16 protein-coding genes and 1 tRNA gene are annotated in these 16,894 nt (G+C 62.9%); 8 read left to right on the top strand and 9 right to left on the bottom strand.

The genetic code is table 11. The features are described from left to right. Window positions 1-55 precede the first annotated feature (55 nt). Entirely contained in the window at window positions 56-961 is a 906-nt protein-coding gene (prmB, locus tag ACZ0AV_RS23220) for a 50S ribosomal protein L3 N(5)-glutamine methyltransferase (protein ID WP_499153440.1), read from the bottom strand. Window positions 962-1,207: 246 nt separating this feature from the next. On the opposite strand from prmB, the gene ACZ0AV_RS23215 reads away from it, so the two are divergent. The 3 genes from ACZ0AV_RS23215 (at window position 1,208) to ACZ0AV_RS23205 (ending at window position 2,833) form a co-directional block, all read left to right on the top strand. Then, window positions 1,208-1,807, top strand: a complete 600-nt coding sequence (locus tag ACZ0AV_RS23215; protein WP_499153187.1) for a cysteine hydrolase family protein — start codon at window positions 1,208-1,210, stop codon at window positions 1,805-1,807. Between the two features lie 94 nt (window positions 1,808-1,901). Continuing rightward, window positions 1,902-2,228 (top strand): hypothetical protein, encoded by a 327-nt coding sequence (locus tag ACZ0AV_RS23210; RefSeq protein WP_499153186.1) that lies wholly within the window; start codon window positions 1,902-1,904, stop codon window positions 2,226-2,228. Window positions 2,229-2,275: 47 nt separating this feature from the next. Then, window positions 2,276-2,833, top strand: coding sequence for a Smr/MutS family protein (locus ACZ0AV_RS23205; protein WP_499153185.1), 558 nt, complete (start codon window positions 2,276-2,278; stop codon window positions 2,831-2,833). 93 nt (window positions 2,834-2,926) lie between these two features. Here the strand turns inward: ACZ0AV_RS23205 and efp are convergent, their stop codons facing one another. From efp to ACZ0AV_RS23185, 4 genes are all read right to left on the bottom strand, one after another. Then, on the bottom strand, window positions 2,927-3,499 hold the full coding sequence (efp, locus tag ACZ0AV_RS23200; protein WP_042556123.1) for an elongation factor P: 573 nt from the start codon (window positions 3,497-3,499) through the stop codon (window positions 2,927-2,929). Between the two features lie 46 nt (window positions 3,500-3,545). Continuing rightward, window positions 3,546-4,670, bottom strand: coding sequence for an elongation factor P maturation arginine rhamnosyltransferase EarP (earP, locus tag ACZ0AV_RS23195; protein ID WP_499153184.1), 1,125 nt, complete (start codon window positions 4,668-4,670; stop codon window positions 3,546-3,548). Window positions 4,671-4,701: 31 nt separating this feature from the next. After that, window positions 4,702-6,051 carry an MFS transporter gene (locus ACZ0AV_RS23190; RefSeq protein WP_499153183.1) on the bottom strand — a complete coding sequence of 450 codons (1,350 nt, stop codon included), beginning with the start codon at window positions 6,049-6,051 and terminating at the stop codon, window positions 4,702-4,704. Window positions 6,052-6,315: 264 nt separating this feature from the next. Next, a tRNA-Ser gene (locus tag ACZ0AV_RS23185) sits at window positions 6,316-6,405 on the bottom strand. Between the two features lie 331 nt (window positions 6,406-6,736). Between ACZ0AV_RS23185 and ACZ0AV_RS23180 the strand changes: the two genes are divergently transcribed. The 3 genes from ACZ0AV_RS23180 (at window position 6,737) to ACZ0AV_RS23170 (ending at window position 9,297) form a co-directional block, all read left to right on the top strand. Then, window positions 6,737-7,426, top strand: a complete 690-nt coding sequence (locus ACZ0AV_RS23180; protein ID WP_499153182.1) for a crotonase/enoyl-CoA hydratase family protein — start codon at window positions 6,737-6,739, stop codon at window positions 7,424-7,426. 110 nt (window positions 7,427-7,536) lie between these two features. Continuing rightward, a complete protein-coding gene (locus ACZ0AV_RS23175) occupies window positions 7,537-8,259 on the top strand; it encodes a lysophospholipid acyltransferase family protein (protein WP_499153181.1) in 723 nt (240 codons plus the stop codon). 66 nt (window positions 8,260-8,325) lie between these two features. Next, entirely contained in the window at window positions 8,326-9,297 is a 972-nt protein-coding gene (locus ACZ0AV_RS23170) for a magnesium and cobalt transport protein CorA (RefSeq protein WP_499153180.1), read from the top strand. 46 nt (window positions 9,298-9,343) lie between these two features. Here ACZ0AV_RS23170 and ACZ0AV_RS23165 read toward each other — a convergent pair whose 3' ends face one another. From ACZ0AV_RS23165 to ACZ0AV_RS23155, 3 genes are all read right to left on the bottom strand, one after another. Further along, window positions 9,344-10,132 carry an ABC transporter permease gene (locus ACZ0AV_RS23165; protein WP_499153179.1) on the bottom strand — a complete coding sequence of 263 codons (789 nt, stop codon included), beginning with the start codon at window positions 10,130-10,132 and terminating at the stop codon, window positions 9,344-9,346. Beyond that, entirely contained in the window at window positions 10,129-11,061 is a 933-nt protein-coding gene (locus ACZ0AV_RS23160) for an ABC transporter ATP-binding protein (protein WP_499153178.1), read from the bottom strand. Before ACZ0AV_RS23160 ends, ACZ0AV_RS23165 begins: the two co-directional genes overlap by 4 nt. A gap of 73 nt (window positions 11,062-11,134) precedes the next feature. Further along, entirely contained in the window at window positions 11,135-11,755 is a 621-nt protein-coding gene (locus tag ACZ0AV_RS23155; protein ID WP_499153177.1) for a glutathione S-transferase family protein, read from the bottom strand. A gap of 332 nt (window positions 11,756-12,087) precedes the next feature. Here ACZ0AV_RS23155 and ACZ0AV_RS23150 point away from each other — a divergent pair, with 332 nt between their 5' ends. Together ACZ0AV_RS23150 and ACZ0AV_RS23145 are read left to right on the top strand one after the other, a co-directional pair. Continuing rightward, window positions 12,088-14,535, top strand: coding sequence for an acyl-CoA dehydrogenase (locus tag ACZ0AV_RS23150; RefSeq protein WP_499153176.1), 2,448 nt, complete (start codon window positions 12,088-12,090; stop codon window positions 14,533-14,535). Window positions 14,536-14,609: 74 nt separating this feature from the next. Next, window positions 14,610-15,020: a PA2817 family protein gene (locus ACZ0AV_RS23145; protein ID WP_499153175.1), complete on the top strand. Its 411-nt coding sequence runs from the start codon at window positions 14,610-14,612 to the stop codon at window positions 15,018-15,020. Window positions 15,021-15,350: 330 nt separating this feature from the next. Here the strand turns inward: ACZ0AV_RS23145 and ACZ0AV_RS23140 are convergent, their stop codons facing one another. Continuing rightward, window positions 15,351-16,769 (bottom strand): diaminobutyrate--2-oxoglutarate transaminase, encoded by a 1,419-nt coding sequence (locus ACZ0AV_RS23140; RefSeq protein ID WP_499153174.1) that lies wholly within the window; start codon window positions 16,767-16,769, stop codon window positions 15,351-15,353. Between the last annotated feature and the right edge of the window lie 125 nt (window positions 16,770-16,894).

The following is a 16,894-nucleotide window of genomic DNA, read 5'->3' as shown; positions in this document are numbered from 1 at the left end:
ACGTAGCGGCCTGCGGGTGCCCCATGCCTCAAGCTAACAGATCGTAAACATCGACTCAGAGGCGCTCGCGAAACAGCGCCTGGTGCTGGCGGCACTGTTCGGCCGACAGCATGAACACGCCGTGGCCGCCACGGGCGAATTCCAGCCAGGCGAAATCCACCTCGGGGTACAGCGCTTCGACATGCACCTGGCTGTTGCCCACCTCGACGATCAGCAGGCCCTTGCCGGTCAGGTGATCGGCTGCATCGGCCAGCATCCGGCGCACCAGATCCAGGCCATCGGCGCCACAGGCCAGGCCCATTTCCGGCTCATGCTGGTACTCGGCTGGCATGTCGGCAAAATCTTCGGCATCCACGTACGGCGGGTTGGACACGATCAGATCGAAGCGCTGCCCAGGCAGACCGGCAAAGCCGTCTCCCTGCACGGTATACACCCGCTCGTCGAGGCCATGGCGTTCGATATTGCGGTTGGCCACCTCCAAGGCCTCGAAGGACAGGTCGCCCAGCACCACCTCGGCATCGAGGAATTCATAGGCGCAGGCAATGCCGATGCAGCCCGAGCCCGTGCACAGGTCGAGAATCCGCGCCGGCTCGGCGGCCAGCCAGGGACTGAAACGTTGCTCGATCAGCTCGCCAATCGGTGAACGCGGCACCAGCACGCGCTCATCGACGATGAACGGCAGGCCGCAGAACCACGCCTCGCCCAGTAGATAGGCAGTCGGCTCCCGGTTCTCGATACGACGCTTGAGCAAATCCTGCAGATGCCGGTGCTCGTCATCTTCGAGGCGGCAATCAAGGTAGCTATCAGCGATTTCCCAGGGCAGATGCAAGGCGCCTAGTACCAGTTGGCGGGCTTCGTCCCAGGCGTTATCGGTGCCATGACCAAAGAACAGTTCCTCTGCCTGAAAACGGCTCACGGCCCAGCGAATGTAGTCGCGCAGAGTGCGCAGGCGAGTGTTCAGGGCTGGGTGGGCATCGGTCACAGCGTGGCTCCGGGCAAAAGCCGTTAGTCTAGCAGGCCTGTCCTGGCAATCCAGCGCCGGCCCACCGCGCCTGCGTTGAACAGGCGCAAGAACACCTCGAGAGCTGAAACGATTCACTTGGCGTCGTCGAGCGTTGGCGCAGCAATACCACCAACAGAGAGGTTCACAGCAGCGTCATACAGGCGGACAATATGCACCGTTAACCGCGCCAGCAAGGAGCCGTACATGTCGTCCCACCCGCAAACGTTCTATCAGCTCACCGGTCGTGGCCACGCGCCTGCCAACCTGAGCAATGCGACTCTGCTGGTCATTGATGCCCAGGAAGAATACCGCAGTGGCGTGGTGCAACTGCCTGGCCTGGATGCTGCGCTGGCAGAGATCGCCAAGCTGCTGGACGCCGTGCGCGCCCAGGGTGGCGCCATCGTTCATGTCAAGCACCTGGGTATCCCCGGAGGCCTGCTCGACCCGCGCGGCCCGCGCGGTGCGCACCTGCCGGAAGTTGCGCCGCTGCCTGGGGAGATCGTCGTCGAAAAACGCATGCCGAACGCGTTTTCCGGCACCGACCTGCATGAAAAGCTGCAGTCACTGGGGCATCTGGACCTGATCGTATGCGGCTTCATGACCCATTCGAGTATCAGTACCACCATCCGCGCCACCAAGGACTACGGCTATCGCTGTACCGTGGTCGACGCCGCCTGCGCCACCCGCGACCTGCCGACGCCCGACGGCAAGGTGATCAGCGCCGCCGAAATGCACCGCATTGAAATGATCGCCCTGGCCGACAACTTCGCCGCCTGGGTGCCAGACGCCAGCGCGCTGGTCTGAGCGTAGACAGGCGGCGCCTGGCGCCGCATTGTTTTGAACCCGCCAGGCTCCAGCCAGTCTTAGCGGAAACGATCCAGCAAGGAATGTCGCTACCATGAAGCTTTCAGACGGTTTCGATGCCCGCCGCCTACGCCCGAAAAAACCGTCGGGCAACTGGCGTTTGCGCGTCACGGCCGCCCTGGCGGCGCTGTTCGCGACATTCGGCATATTGCTGGCGATGGCCGGCACGGCCACCCTGCTGGGTCGGCCGCCGGCGCTCGGCAGCTTCAACGACTCTATGGCCGACGCCAGTACCCTGCTGGTACTGGGCTTGATTCTGCTCTGGGGTGGTGTGGTCGGCTGGCGTAAATGCCGCCGGCGCCTGCGCCAACGCAAGGCCGATCTGGCCATGTCCCCCGGCCTGATGAAGAAACGCGACTGACCCGCCCTGCCGTGCTTGGTAAACTGGGCGCTCCCGCGGAGGCTCAGATGCAAGACGACGACTTTTCCCTGTTCAAGGCTCAACTGCATGGCGTCAAGCCGATCAAGCATGATCGCGCCGACACCGGCAAACCGAGAAGCGACCGCGCTCGCCTGGCCACCCTGCGCCAGGCCGCAACGCTGCGCACCGACACGCTCAAGGTCGATGGTCTGTCTGACCAGTTCGTCATCGACGTAGGCCCCGAAGACGCCCTTTACTGGGCCGGCAACGGCGTCCAGGAAGGCCAGATGCGCAAGCTCAAGCTTGGCCAGATCCCCTTCGACGGCAGCCTGGACCTGCACGGCATGAGTGTCGAGAAAGCCCGCGATACGCTGTGGGAATTTCTTGCCGAAGCCACCCGCCTGGAAGTTCGCTGCGTGCGCGTGACCCACGGCAAGGCGGTACGCACCGACGGGCGCCGGCCGATGATCAAGAGCCACGTCAACACCTGGCTGCGCCAACACCCGCAGGTGCTGGGCTTCAGTTCCTGCATCGCCAAGCACGGCGGCACCGGCGCGGTGTACGTGATGCTCAAGCGCACCATGATGGATGGCCGCGACGAGTAGGTTCGCCTGCCTTGCCGCGCCGGTTTCAGCCGAGCGGCAGGCACAAAAAACCCGGCGCTGAGCCGGGTTTTCATGACGCTGCAAAGCTTACGATCAGACCGGCGCCTTGGCGCGCGACTTGTATTCGCCGGTACGGGTGTCGATCTCGATCCAGTCGCCGATTTCGCAGAAGTCAGCAACCTTCACTTCGGTACCGTTGTTCAGCTTGGCAGGCTTCATTACCTTGCCGGACGTGTCGCCACGGGCGGAACCTTCGGTGTAGGCCAACTGACGCACGATGGTGGTCGGCAGGTCGACGGAGATTACCTTGCCTTCGAAGAACACCGCTTCACAGACATCGTTCATGCCTTCTTCGATGAACGGCAGAACGCTTTCCAGGTCTTCGGCGCGCAGCTCGTAGGAGTTGTATTCCGGATCCATGAAAACGTAATCGTCGCCGCTGATGTAGGACAGGTTCACTTCCTTGCGCTCAAGGATGACCGGCTCCATCTTGTCGTCGGCTTTGTAGACGGTTTCAGTCTTCGAGCCGTTCATCAGGTTCTTGAGCTTCATCTTGACGATGGCGCTGTTACGACCGGACTTGGTGAACTCGGCCTTCTGGATCAGCCATGGCTGGCCATCGATCAGGGCCACGCTGTTAGGCTTCATTTCTTGTGCGGTTTTCATACGAATATCCGGATCTGAATGGATTTACAAAATTCGAGGCCGCGTATCATAGCCAATTTCGGTAAAACAGCACCAGCGCCGCGGCAAGATCTGCACGTACCGCCTGGCGCTTCGCCCATGCCTGGGCATGCTCAGCCAGCTCATCGCTGCATTGCAGCCACGCATTCCAGCCAGCATTCAGTGGCTCGCCGGCATTCCAGGATCGCCACACGGCCTGCAGCGCCGCTGCGGCGTCGCGAGAAAGCCCCTGGCAGTAAAGCGCCATGAATGCCTCCAGCTTGTCCCAGTGGGCATTCTCTTGCTGCGGGTAGATATGCCAGACCAGCGGTCGTGCGGCCCACTGCGCACGCACGAAGGAATCTTCGCCGCGTACCAGGTTGAGGTCGCAGCAGCAGAGCAGCGCGTCGTACCCGTCCTGCTCCATGAAAGGCAGCACCTGCACGCTCAAAGCACCACGGCGCAGCGTCACACCCGCCTCGACAGGCTGCCCCAGCCAACGCTGCAGATCACCGAGAATCCGCCCCTCGGGCACCAGCAGATGGCTGGGCGAGGCATCGCTCGCCAACGCACCCAGCCAACCGGGCAGTGCGGCGTTCTCATAGGCGAACAGGGAAATCAGGCGCGCACCGGCGGCCGGGCGCACCCCCAGCGATGCGAGATAGCGCCCGCGGGCGCCAGCATCCTGCTGCAGCGCGTCACGGGCGTCGAGCAGACCGCCTTCGCGCAACAGCCCACCAGTACCTGCGGTGAAGCCGGGAAAGAAGAAGAATTTCTGCAGGCCGTTGCCCTGCAAAGAAGGCAGCCCGTGGCAGCCTTCGACCCAGTCCTCGGCGCTCAGGTATTCGAGGTTCAGCCAGAGAATGCGTGCGCGTGACGCCGCCATGGCCGCTACGTAGTCATCCGGCAGCTCGCAGGCGAAGGCTTCGATCACCACATCCGCCGGCTCGACCTGCTGCCAGGGTTGCGCCCAGCGGCGCACCTCGACGCCGCGCAGGCGCTGGCAGGCCGCCTCGCCATCGGCCTGCGGGCAGATGCGGGCAAGCGCCGCCAGGTCATCGACCCACAAGCGCACCTCGGCGCCCTGCTCGGCCACCAGTTGCCTGGCCAAGCGCCAGGTCACGCCGATATCGCCGTAGTTGTCGACGACCCGGCAGAAAATGTCCCATTTCATCGCACCACATCCCTCACTGGGCTCGGGTCATTCAGGCCTGAAGCCCACCACTGCCCCGCTGTGGGTCGCCAGCGCCGCAATCGACCGTCGGCTCGGCGACCTCGACGCCGGGCACCACGTCGGAAAGGTCCTCCATGCGCTCGTGCTCGAGAGCGCCCTGCAGCAGATCCTCGGTCACCCGCAGCTCGGCGCCGACCATCGAGGCCGGAGTCGCCGGCTCGAATGGTGCCACAGGCTGCGGCGCCGGGCGCAATTGGCGCCGCCAGACGAACAGCAGCACCAGGCTGCCATTGAGCAGACTGAAGGCCAGGAACAACCCGGCGTCACCGTCGCGCTCCATCAGTGGCGAAATCATCAGCGGGCTGATCGCCGACCCCAGCGAATTGATCAGCAGCAGGCCCTGCACCATGCGCACCAGCGCGCCGGCAGGTGCCCGGTCCGCCGCGTGGCTGACCGCTACCGGGTAAATGGCAAACACCCCGCCGCCAAGCAGAAACAACAGCACCATCAGCAACAACGGCGAAGACGGCAACGCCATGATGGCCAGGGAAATCGCCAGGCAGAAGATGCTCAGCGCGATCAGGACCACCTGGCGGTCATACTGATCCGACCAGCGCCCCACCGGGTACTGCAACAGCATGGCACCGAGAATCACGCTGGCCATCATCTGTCCGACTTCACTGACGCTCATGCCCACGCGCTGCAGATACAACGGCAGCAGCGAATACACCGCGGCGATGGCGATCCCGGAGCCAAAGCAGCCAATCACCCCGGTCGGGGTCATGCGGATCAGTTGCTGCGGCAACAGCGGCTCGACCTTCTCGACCAGGGGCGTCACCCGCGGGATGATGCCCATTGGCAGTACCGACAGCGAAGCCAGCAGGCCAGCCACCATGAAAGGCGCAGTCTCACCCCAGGCGTCGATGGCACCAAGCTGCAACTGCCCGAGCATCCCCGAGCCGTACAGCGCCATCATGTACAGCGCCAGCAGGCGGCCTCGCATCTTCTGGTCGCCAGCCAGGAGCATCCAGCTCTCCACCACCAGAAAGACGCCGAGAATGGCCCAGCCGCTGATCAGACGGAAAACGAACCACGCCCATGGATCGAAGAACAAGCCCTGCAGCAGCACGCTGACCGCCGTCAACGAGGCAAAGCTGCTATAGGCACGGATGTGCCCGATACGCAGGATCAAGCGGTCGTTGAACAGCGCGCCCAGGGTCAGGCCGATGAAATACGACGCGGACACGAAGCCGATTACCGTCGCCGACACCCCGGCCGCATCCAGGCGCAGCGTGGTCAGCGAGGAAATGAAACCGTTACCGATACTGATGATGAACAAACCGAGCAATGGCCCCAGCGCCATGCCAAGCAGTTGCGACATAAAAACCTCGAAGAACCATGACCACGATCCGCCGCACAGGCCTGCGCTGGTCGCAGGGCCTGATGGCTGACGAGTTGGAAAACCTGCAATGATCGGCGGTGAACAACGCCACCACTGCGCACACGACCGAGGCCCGCGCCAAGGCAGTCATGCCTGGTCGAGTCGGTAACGCCCGAAGAGGTGCTGCGTCGCCAAAGCCAGACGCCAGAACCCAAAAACCCCGAAAACCTGTCGGCTTTCGGGGTTTTTGGTTGTATTCGAAAGTGGCGGTGAAGAAGGGATTCGAACCCTTGATACGATTTCTCGTATACACACTTTCCAGGCGTGCTCCTTCAACCGCTCGGACACTTCACCGGATCTCGCCAGGCATTGCTGTCTGTCGAGGCGCGCTAATGTAATCGAACGATTGCGCAAAGGCAAAACTTTTTTCAGAAGATTCATGCGCTTAAGCTCAGGCTGGATTCATCCCACGGTTCTCGCAAGGCATCGCGGATAACGGTGATGTCGTTGGCGCATTATCGACACGTGCGAAGCCACGGGTTACGTCCACTGTCCCACGGTGCTCAGTACGGCCGGCCGCCTGCAGGAGAATGGCTGCGTGGTGACCTGTCGGTCACCCTTCGTGCTTTACCTCTGCGCGCACGGTGGGTAACGTCGGGCGCATGTCCAGAACAAGGAGTCGACCATGAGCGACCTGATCAGCTACCAACTCGACGACGGCGTCGCCACCCTGACCTTGAACAACGGCAAGGTGAATGCCATCTCGCCCGCCATGATCGAGGCCTTCAACGCGGCACTCGATCGTGCAACGCAGGACAAGGCCATCATCGTGCTGACCGGGCAGCCGGGCATTCTCTCCGCCGGTTACGACCTCAAGGTAATGACCTCCAGCCCCCAGAACGCCATTGACCTGGTGGCCGCCGGCTCCACCCTGGCGCGGCGCATGCTCGCCCATCCCTACCCGATCATTGCCGCATGCCCGGGCCACGCGGTGGCCAAGGGCGCATTCCTGCTGCTCTGCAGCGATTACCGCATCGGCGTCGAGGGGGCTTTCAGCATCGGTCTCAACGAAGTACAGATCGGCATGACCATGCACCACGTCGGTATCGAGCTGGCCCGTGATCGCCTGCGCAAATCGGCCTTTCATCGTTCGGTTATCAATGGCGAGATGTTCGACCCGCAAGGCGCCCTGGAGGCGGGCTTCCTCGACAAGCTGGTCGCCGTCGAGCAGTTGATGGCGACGGCGCACGCGATGGCCGCGCAGTTCAAGAAGATCAACATGAACGCGCACCGCAAGACCAAGCTCAAAGTGCGCGCGGCGCTGCTGGACACGCTCGACCGGTCCATCGAGCTGGACAAGCAGCAGGCCCTCTAACCACGCCCACTGCACCGCCAGGCCCCGGTAACCAGCGGTAATGGCCTGGCAATTGCCCAAAACCCGACCCACCCCTACACTGCGCGACCTTTTCGAGTAGGTCCGCAACCATGCTCTTCGTACTGCGCATGCTGATGATGAGCGTGCATTTCGTCATCGCAGGCATTCTGGGGTTGCTGTTGGGCCTGTGCCGCCCGTTCCATTCCGACAACAGCCGCCTGTGCGCGCGCTTCTATTCATTGCCGGCACTGCGCATGCTGCGCCTGAAGGTCGAAACCGATACCCGCAATCTCGCCGAGCACGACCGCCCCTGCGTGATCATCGCCAATCATCAGTCCAACTACGACCTGTATGTCATCGGCTGCGTGGTGCCGCGGCGCACGGTGAGCATCGGCAAGAAGAGCCTGAAATGGGTGCCCCTGTTTGGCCAGCTCTACTGGCTGGCCGGCAACGTACTGATCGATCGGGGCAATGCGCGCAAGGCCAAGCAATCGATGCTGACGACCACCCATACCCTGCAGCACGAGAACACCTCGATCTGGGTCTTTCCCGAAGGCACGCGCAATGGCGGAGGCCAGATGCTGCCGTTCAAGAAAGGCGCCTTCCAGATGGCCATCGCCGCGGGCGTGCCGATCATCCCGGTGTGCGTCAGCAGCTATGTACGCAGCCTGCGCCTCAATAGCTGGAACAGCGGCAACGTGACGATTCGCTCGTTGCCGGAGATTCCCACCGCGGGCCTGAGCATCGACGACGTGCCGCAATTGATCGAGACCTGTCGTGCACAAATGCAGGCCTGCATCGACACGATGGATGCGCAGCTGGCGCGCGCCTGACGGGCTGAGGACATCCGACGCCGGATGCGGGTAAGCTGCACGCATCATCTACGCATGAGGCAAGCCATGGGCGAAGTCGTCGCAGCAGCCGTCTACAGCAAGGGCAGCAAGGTCAGCGATATCGAGCTCGATGAAGGGCGCGACTGGGCCAGCAAGCCCGATCATTTCGTGTGGATCGGCCTGCACGATCCCGGCAGTGAGGAGCTCGGCAACTTGCAGCGGCAGTTCAACCTCCATGAACTGGCTCTGGAAGACGCCCTGCAGCGCCATACCCGCCCCAAGCTGGAGACCTTTGGAGACGCACTGTTTCTGGTGCTCTATTCACCCGTGCAGGATGGCGACGAGCTGACCTTCGTGGAAACCCAGCTTTTCGCCGGAAAGGGCTACGTGATCAGCGCCCGCTATGGCGAATCGGCGCCCTACTCCAGGGTACGCCAACGCTGCGAAGCCAGGCCCCTGCTGCTCGAGCACGGTGAAGATTTCGTACTCTATGCCCTGCTCAGCTTCATCATCGAAAACTACCGCCCGCTGATGGACATCTACTACGCCGAGCTCGAGGACCTTGAACAAGCGGTGCTGGAATGCGCCATGAGCCACGCCGAGGTGGTGCGCATCCAGCACCTGCGGCGCAACCTGCTGCGGTTGCGCCGCAACATCGGCCCGCTCGCGGAGATCTGCCAGGAGCTGCAGCGCCTGGATTTCCCCTTCATCGACAAGAACATGCGGCCGTATTTCCGCGATGTCGCGATCCACGTCAACCGCCTGCTCGAAGACCTCACCAACCTGCGGGAAATGGCCGATCACGCCATCGAGATCGGCCTGCTGCTGGAGTCATCCCGGCAAAGCGTGGTGCAGCGCAAGTTCGCCGCCTGGGCGGCGATTCTGGCCTTCCCCACCGCGGTGGCCGGTATCTACGGCATGAACTTTCACTACATGCCGGAGTTGACCTGGCAGTATGGCTATTTCGCCGTACTGGGCTTCATAGGCGCGGGGTGCGTAGGGTTGTACGCCAGCTTCCGGCATTACGGCTGGCTGTAGCCATGGGCCGGCAGGTGGATGGGGTGATCCACTCTGCTGACGTCGCTTATTGACGCATCCCACGCCCGCTGACCAGCAGGCGCACGCACACGGCATAGAGCACGGCCGTGGCAACCAGCATGAAGCCGATGGCCGTGCCGATGCGGATGTCCGATACACCGAGGATGCCGTAGCGGAAGGCGTTGACCATGTGCAACACCGGATTGGCCATCGACACCGTCTGCCAGAATGGCGGCAGCAGGCTGATCGAATAGAACACGCCGCCCAGGTAGGTCAGTGGTGTCAGCACGAAGGTCGGGATGATCGAGATATCGTCGAAATTACGCGCGAACACCGCATTGACGAAGCCGCCCAGGGAGAAGATCGTCGCCGTCAGCAGCACCACCAGCACCGTCAGCCCGAGGTGATGCACCTGCAGGTGGGTGAAGAACAGCGACAGGATGGTGACGATCACGCCAACCGCCAGGCCGCGCAGCACGCCGCCTGTCACGTAGCCGATGAGAATGGTGTGCGGCGATACCGGCGATACCATCAGCTCCTCTACCGAGCGTTGGAACTTGCTGCCGAAGAAGCTCGATACCACGTTGCCGTAGGCGTTGGTGATCACCGACATCATGATCAGCCCCGGCACGATGTATTCCATGTAGGTGAAGCCATCCATGTCACCGATCTGTCGACCGATCAGGTTGCCGAAGATCACGAAGTACAACACCATGGTGATCGCCGGCGGCAGCAGGGTCTGCGGCCAGATGCGCATGAAACGGCGTACTTCGCGATAGACGATGGTGCGCAACGCCACCAGGTTGGCGCCGAACTCGGACTGCTCGCGGCTCATATGGCCACCTTCGACAGATTCTTCTCGACCAGTGACACGAACAGCTCCTCCAGGCGGTTGCTCTTGTTACGCAGGCTCAGCACCTCGATGTTGTGCGTCGCCAATTGGCGGAACAACTCGGTCACGCCGCGGCTTTTGTCCACCTGCACCTCGAGAGTGTGGTGGTCGACCAGCCTGGCGGGATAACCCGGCAGCTCAGGCAGCGCCGAGAGGTTCTCCTTGAGATCGAGCAGAAAGGTCTCGACGTGCAGCTTGCCCAGCAGCGCTTTCATGCTGGTGTTCTCGACGATCCGCCCGTGATCGATGATGCCGATGTTGCGGCACAGCTGCTCGGCCTCTTCCAGGTAATGGGTGGTTAGGATGATGGTGATGCCCTGCGCGTTGAGGTCGGTGAGAAAGCTCCACATCGAGCGGCGCAGCTCGATATCGACACCCGCCGTGGGCTCGTCGAGGATCAGCAGCCGCGGCTGGTGCACCAGCGCGCGGGCAATCATCAGGCGGCGCTTCATGCCGCCGGACAGCTCGCGGGACGCCACATCACGCTTGTCCCACAAACCAAGCTGGTTGAGGTACTGCTCGGCACGCTCCTTGGCCAGGCGCGCCGGGATGCCGTAATAGCCGGCCTGGGTCACGACGATGTCGAAGACCTTTTCGAACTGGTTGAAATTGAACTCCTGCGGCACCACGCCAATGCAGCGCTTGAGCGCGGCAGGCTGGGCATCCAGGTCGTGGCCGAAGACGTTGACCGTGCCACCGGACTTGTTCACCAGTGTGGAGAGGATGCCAATGGTGGTGGATTTGCCAGCGCCATTGGGGCCGAGCAAGGCGAAGAAATCCCCTTCGGCGACATCGAGGTCGAGGCCATGCAGGGCTTGAAAGCCGTTACCGTAGGTTTTGGTCAGCTGTCGGATCGACAGGGCAGTACTCATAGAAATACACACGCATGAAAAAGATAATGTTTAGAGGGACGCATCGGGCAAACATTGCAACGCATTTACGCGTTCAGGTCAGCTCGGTCATCACCGCACGCTGGTAGGCAGGCCGCTCGCGCAGCCGCCCATACCAGGCCTCGAGGTTGGGCTGTGGCGCGCGTTCGATGGGCATCTCGAACCAGGCGTAGATAAAACTGCCCAGAGGAATGTCGCCCATGGCGAACGAGCCGCCGGATAGATAGGGCTGCTCGCTCAGCGCCTGTTCCGGGCGCTCCAGAAGCTCGATGCAGCGCAGCCGTGAGGCCTCGATCAACGCCGGGTCGCGTTGCTCGAACGGTGTGCGCAAAGTGCCCCAGAACAGCTCCCGGAATGCTCCGGCGAAAGTGGAAGTGGTCCAGTCCATCCACTTGTCACCCCGCGCCCGCAGCGCCGGATCGTCGGGATAGAGACGACCTGGCGCATAGGCGGCGGCCAGGTAACGCACGATGCTGTTGGATTCCCACAGCAACAGGTCGCCGTCTTCGAGAACCGGCACCAGGCCATTGGGATTGCGCGCCAAGAATTCAGCCTGGTCGACGACCCCGAAGGCGCCGCCGGCGTCGATCCGCTGGTAGCCGACCCCGGCTTCCTCGGCACACCACAGCGCCTTGCGCACGTTGCTGGAATTCTTGCGGCCCCATATTTTCAGCATCGCCAATCGTCCTTATCAGATCCCGCCAGCCGAGACGGTGGACAACCCTACCACTCTGGCCAGAAGAAGAAAGCCGGCCTGATTGATGTTGGCTATCGATCCGGTTCATGGCGACCACCATGCCGCTGATTCATGGACTGACCTACGGGTCATCCGCGGATGCAATTTGTTGGCCGAACTCCCCGGTCCGGCCATGTGTCACTATCGTGAACGCGACAGGCCGTGAACTCGCGGAATTGACCTGTTACGCACCTGTCGGCAGTACCCGCTGCTACCGGCTACGATTACGGCGGCGGCAGCTGTTCTGCGGTCGCCACCATGGAGGATTCTGCATGCTCGCTGTCTGGTTGCTCGTTCTGGTCATCGGTACGGCCTACCTGGCCCACCGCCGCACGGCCCCCCTGCCCGCCCTGGCAATCGTCGCTGCCTACCTGCTCGCCATGGGCGCCTTCAGCCACGCCCCCGGCTGGTTGTTGCTAGTCCTCTGGTTGCCTTGGCTGGCGGTGGCCATACCCCTGGCATTGCCGGAACTGCGCCGCAAGCACTTCACGGCTCCGCTGTTCGCCTGGTTCCAGAAAGTGCTGCCGCCCATGTCGGCCACCGAGAAAGACGCCATCGAGGCCGGCACCGTATGGTGGGACGGCGAACTGTTCAGCGGCCGCCCCGATTGGGACAAGCTGCTGGCCTACCCCAAGGCCCGGCTGACGGCTGAAGAACAGGCGTTCATCGACGGCCCGACCGAAGAGCTGTGCGCCATGGTCAGTGAATGGGAAATCGGCCAGCGCATGGACCTGCCGCCCGAAGCCTGGGCGCATATCAAGCAGCATGGTTTCTTCGCCCTGATCATTCCCAAGGAATACGGCGGCAAGGGATTTTCCGCCTATGCGCACTCCCAGGTGGCGATGAAACTGGCCACCCGCAGCGGTGACCTCGCCTCCACCGTGATGGTGCCCAACTCGCTGGGCCCGGCAGAACTGCTGCTGCATTACGGCACCGAAGAACAGCGTAACCATTACCTGCCTCGCCTGGCACGCGGCGACGACATCCCGTGTTTCGCCCTGACCGGTCCCCTGGCGGGTTCCGACGCTGGTGCGATGCCTGACAGCGGCGTGATCTGCAAAGGCCAGTGGAACGGTGAAGAAGTCATCGGCCTGCGTCTGAACTGGGAAAAACGCTACATCACGCTTGGCCCGGTAGCCACCCTGCTGGGGGTGGCCTTCAAGGCCTACGACCCGGATCACCTGCTTGGCGAGAAGGAAGAACTGGGCATCAGCCTGGCGCTGATCCCGACCGAGACACCCGGCGTGGAAATCGGCCGCCGCCACCTGCCATTGGGCGCCGCATTCATGAACGGCCCAAATTCCGGCAAGGACGTATTCGTACCGCTTGAGTACCTCATCGGTGGGCCGGACTACCTGGGCAAAGGCTGGATGATGCTGATGAACTGCCTGTCGGTGGGCCGTTCCATCTCCCTGCCCGCCGTCGGCACCGGCGCGGCCAAGTACACCAGCCTGGTCACCGGCCAGTACAGCCAGGTGCGCGAGCAGTTCAACGTGCCGCTGTCCGCCTTCGAGGGGATTCAGGAGGCACTCGCGCGCATTGGCGGCAACGCCTGGCTGATGGACAGCGCGCGGATCCTCACTGCCAATGCAGTGGACCTGGGCGAGAAACCATCGGTGCTCTCGGCGATTCTCAAGTATCACCTCACCGAGCGTGGCCGCGAGTGCATCACCCACGCCATGGACGTGCACGGCGGCAAGGGCATCATCATGGGCCCGAGCAACTACCTGGGCCGCTCGTGGCAGGGTGCACCGATCTTCATCACGGTCGAGGGCGCCAATATCCTCTCGCGCAACCTGATGATCTTCGGCCAGGGCGCGATTCGCTGCCATCCCTACGTACTGAAGGAAATGGCCCTGGCGCACCGCGAGGATCGCGATCAGGCATTGCTGGAGTTCGACGACCTGCTCATGCAGCACATCGGCTTCGCCGTCAGCAACGCCGCCAGCACGCTGATTCTCAGCCTGAGCATGGGCCTGCTCGGCAAGGTACCGGGCGACCGTATCAGCCGTCCCTACTTCCGCGCCCTGAACCGCCTGAGCGCTGCGTTCGCCATGCTCGCCGACCTCAGCATGATGCTGCTGGGCGGCGAGCTGAAGCGTCGCGAGCGCCTTTCTGCGCGCCTGGGTGACGTGCTCAGCCACCTGTACCTGGCCTCGGCGGCGCTCAAGCGCTACCACGACCAGGACTATCCCGAGCATGTGCGCCCATTGCTGCACTGGGCACTGGAAGAGAGCCTGGGCAAAGCGGAAACGGCCATCGACGCGCTGCTCAGCAACTTCCCCAACCGCCTGCTGGGCAGTGCGTTGCGCGTGCTGGTGTTCCCCTTCGGCCGCCGTCACCAGGGCCCGGACGACCACCTCGATGCGCAGGTGGCTGCAATCATCGGCCGCAATGCTGGCGATCCGGCGCTCGAAGCGGTGCTCGAAGGCTGCTTCCGCCCCACCTCCACCGAGGACCCGGTCGGCGCCCTGCAACATGCCCTCAACCTGCTGCAGGCGGCTCAGCCGGTGCAGAAGAAACTGCAAAAAGCTGTCAGGGCTGGCCAGGTCCGTGAAACACCCGGGCAAAACGAGATCGCCACGGCGGTCGCTGCCGGCATCCTCACTGCCGAGGAAGGTCAGCAGTTGCAGGAGGCCGAGATCGCCCGGCGCGTGGTGATCGACGTCGATGACTTCAGCAAGGAAGAGCTGCTGCCCACAGCAGACAAGGTCAGGTAGTCGCTGCACAGGCAGGACAGCGGGCGCCGCGGACTTTATACTCCGGCGCCCGTTTTACTTTCAGGATCACCGCCATGGCCAACACCCATCTCGATCACCACATCGCGCTGCTCAATCACCTGCGCACCATTCTGGTCGCGCTGGGCGAAGCCGAGCAGATTCTCGATGACAGCCATGCCAACTTCCTCGAGCGCTACGACGAAGTGCTGAGCGAACTGCCAGTCGACCTGGAACGCAGCCAGTACCTGGGCCAGGAACTGATCAGTCAGATTTTCCAGCGCTACCCGCAGATCGCCCACCTGGTGCCCCGCGACCTGCTGTGGTTCTTCGGTGGCGACTGCCTGCACTTCATGCCGGACGAAGAGATCGAGCTGTATCAGCAACTCGACGAGCGTCGCTTTTACGCCGAGGAGAACGACGAGCCGTTCGACTGGAACCAGGAAAAGCAGCTCTTGGCCATGCCGGCCCCCGGCAGCCGCCACTAAGGTCTGTACGAAAAGTCTCCGAGCGAAGGTCAGGCGAGGCGAAAATCGGTGAGGAACGGACTGGGCTCGCATTCGAGTTTACGAGCTGTAAATGAGCAGTACTCGCTTCGCTCGCCCTACGGGCCGCGCTAAAGCGCGTTAGCCGCAAGCGGCTTCCGACTGGGCTGGCAATCCGGCCGATTCTTAACGAAGCATCACCGAGCGCAGGCACTTTTCGCGCAGAGCCTAAGCGCGACCAGCCCGCGGCGCAGCTGGCTACCGATTCACAGCCGCCCAGCCTGCCATACCGGTGCGCCCATTACCCGGCCAGGAACCTGCGGCATACCCGCTTCAGCTCGCGACGGCTATGCGCTCCACGCTCTGCGCCGCCTGGTAGAGAATCTGCCCGACCAGATCGACCTCCGCTTCGCTGATGATCAGCGGCGGCAGGAAGCGAACGGTCGCGCCGTGCCGGCCGCCCAGTTCGACGATCAGGCCACGCTCGAGGCAGGCGCGCTGTAGCTTGCGCGCCTTCTCGCCATCGGCAGCAGGCTGGCCGAGGGCATCCAGGCTGGCGGGGTCGATGATCTCCATGCCCAGCATAAGGCCGCGGCCGCGCACGTCGCCGATCCAGTCGAACTCGGTTTGCAGGCCTTGCAGCAGCATTTCCAGGCGCGCACCGACATGATGAACATGGCTGCAGACACCCTCACGCTGGATGAAGCGCAAGGTGGCATCACCAGCGGCCATGGCGAGTTGATTGCCGCGGAAGGTCCCGGCATGGGCACCCGGCTGCCATTGATCCAGCTCGCCTCGGTAGACCACCACCGAGAGCGGCAGGCCACCGCCTATGGCCTTCGACAGCGTCACCACATCGGGCGTGATGGCGCTGCGCTCGAAGGCGAAAAGATCGCCCGTGCGCCCGATACCGCACTGAATCTCGTCGAGGATCAGGGGAACGCCGTGCTCGCGAGTGATCGCCCGCAGCCCCTGCAGCCAGCGGTCGGGCGCGGGAATCACACCACCCTCGCCCTGCACCGTCTCCAGGATCATGGCCGCAGCCTGGGTCACGCCGCTTTCCGGGTCGCTCAGCACATGGCGGATGTAATGCAGATTGGCATCTATCGCCTGATTGCCAGTCAGCCCGAACGGGCAGCGGTAGTCATGGGGATAGGGCAGGAACTGCACCCCGGCCATAAGCCCGCCAAGGGCGTTCTTCGGTCCCAGATTGCCACTCACCGACAACGTACCGAGGGTCATGCCGTGGTAGGCGCCATGAAATGCCAGGATGCTCTGCCGACCCGTTGCGGTGCGTGACAGCTTGAGCGCCGCCTCCACCGCGTCCGCGCCGGTCGGGCCACAGAACTGGATGCGCGCATCCTTGGCAAGCTCTGCCGGAAGCAGGTCGAACAACGTTTCCACGAAGGCGTCCTTGATCGCCGTGCTCAAGTCGAGGGTGTGCAACGGAATGCCCGATGCCAGCGTGCCATGGATCGCTTCGACCACTACCGGGTGGTTGTGTCCCAATGCCAGAGTACCGGCACCAGCCAGGCAGTCGATGTAAACCTGCCCGCGCGAATTCTCGACGTACACGCCCTGCGCCCGTTTCAACTCCAGCGGTATGCGCCGTGGATAGCTGCGCGCATTCGACTCGCGCTGCATTTGCCGTTGCAGCACCGGCGTGCTGTCCAGGCAATAGTGCTGGCTAAGCCCGCTGTGCCGGCGCTGCAGTTCCAGCGCGGTGCCTGTTGTCGGGGTGATTGCATTCATGAGTGCATCCTCGTATCACGCGGATAGCGCGTCATCCATTACCTGCCGAGCCGGCCCGGGCAGAACCAGACAACGAGCCTTGAATGAGCTGCAGGCGGTGGCAGATTTGCCACCGCCTGCCTTCC

The organism is Pseudomonas sp. AC532 (assembly GCF_979258965.1).
The sequence above is the reverse complement of the archived record's forward strand: the minus strand, read 5'-3'. Positions and strand labels throughout refer to the sequence as shown.

Coding starts and splice junctions, on each gene's coding strand:
- earP (WP_499153184.1), bottom strand. CDS start 4,670: ATGAAATGGGACATTTTCTGCCGGGTCGTCGACAACTACGGCGATATC.
- ACZ0AV_RS23190 (WP_499153183.1), bottom strand. CDS start 6,051: ATGTCGCAACTGCTTGGCATGGCGCTGGGGCCATTGCTCGGTTTGTTC.
- ACZ0AV_RS23175 (WP_499153181.1), top strand. CDS start 7,537: ATGCTCTTCGTACTGCGCATGCTGATGATGAGCGTGCATTTCGTCATC.
- ACZ0AV_RS23170 (WP_499153180.1), top strand. CDS start 8,326: ATGGGCGAAGTCGTCGCAGCAGCCGTCTACAGCAAGGGCAGCAAGGTC.
- ACZ0AV_RS23140 (WP_499153174.1), bottom strand. CDS start 16,769: ATGAATGCAATCACCCCGACAACAGGCACCGCGCTGGAACTGCAGCGC.
- efp (WP_042556123.1), bottom strand. CDS start 3,499: ATGAAAACCGCACAAGAAATGAAGCCTAACAGCGTGGCCCTGATCGAT.
- ACZ0AV_RS23205 (WP_499153185.1), top strand. CDS start 2,276: ATGCAAGACGACGACTTTTCCCTGTTCAAGGCTCAACTGCATGGCGTC.
- ACZ0AV_RS23160 (WP_499153178.1), bottom strand. CDS start 11,061: ATGAGTACTGCCCTGTCGATCCGACAGCTGACCAAAACCTACGGTAAC.
- ACZ0AV_RS23165 (WP_499153179.1), bottom strand. CDS start 10,132: ATGAGCCGCGAGCAGTCCGAGTTCGGCGCCAACCTGGTGGCGTTGCGC.
- ACZ0AV_RS23180 (WP_499153182.1), top strand. CDS start 6,737: ATGAGCGACCTGATCAGCTACCAACTCGACGACGGCGTCGCCACCCTG.
- ACZ0AV_RS23155 (WP_499153177.1), bottom strand. CDS start 11,755: ATGCTGAAAATATGGGGCCGCAAGAATTCCAGCAACGTGCGCAAGGCG.
- ACZ0AV_RS23145 (WP_499153175.1), top strand. CDS start 14,610: ATGGCCAACACCCATCTCGATCACCACATCGCGCTGCTCAATCACCTG.
- ACZ0AV_RS23210 (WP_499153186.1), top strand. CDS start 1,902: ATGAAGCTTTCAGACGGTTTCGATGCCCGCCGCCTACGCCCGAAAAAA.
- ACZ0AV_RS23150 (WP_499153176.1), top strand. CDS start 12,088: ATGCTCGCTGTCTGGTTGCTCGTTCTGGTCATCGGTACGGCCTACCTG.
- ACZ0AV_RS23215 (WP_499153187.1), top strand. CDS start 1,208: ATGTCGTCCCACCCGCAAACGTTCTATCAGCTCACCGGTCGTGGCCAC.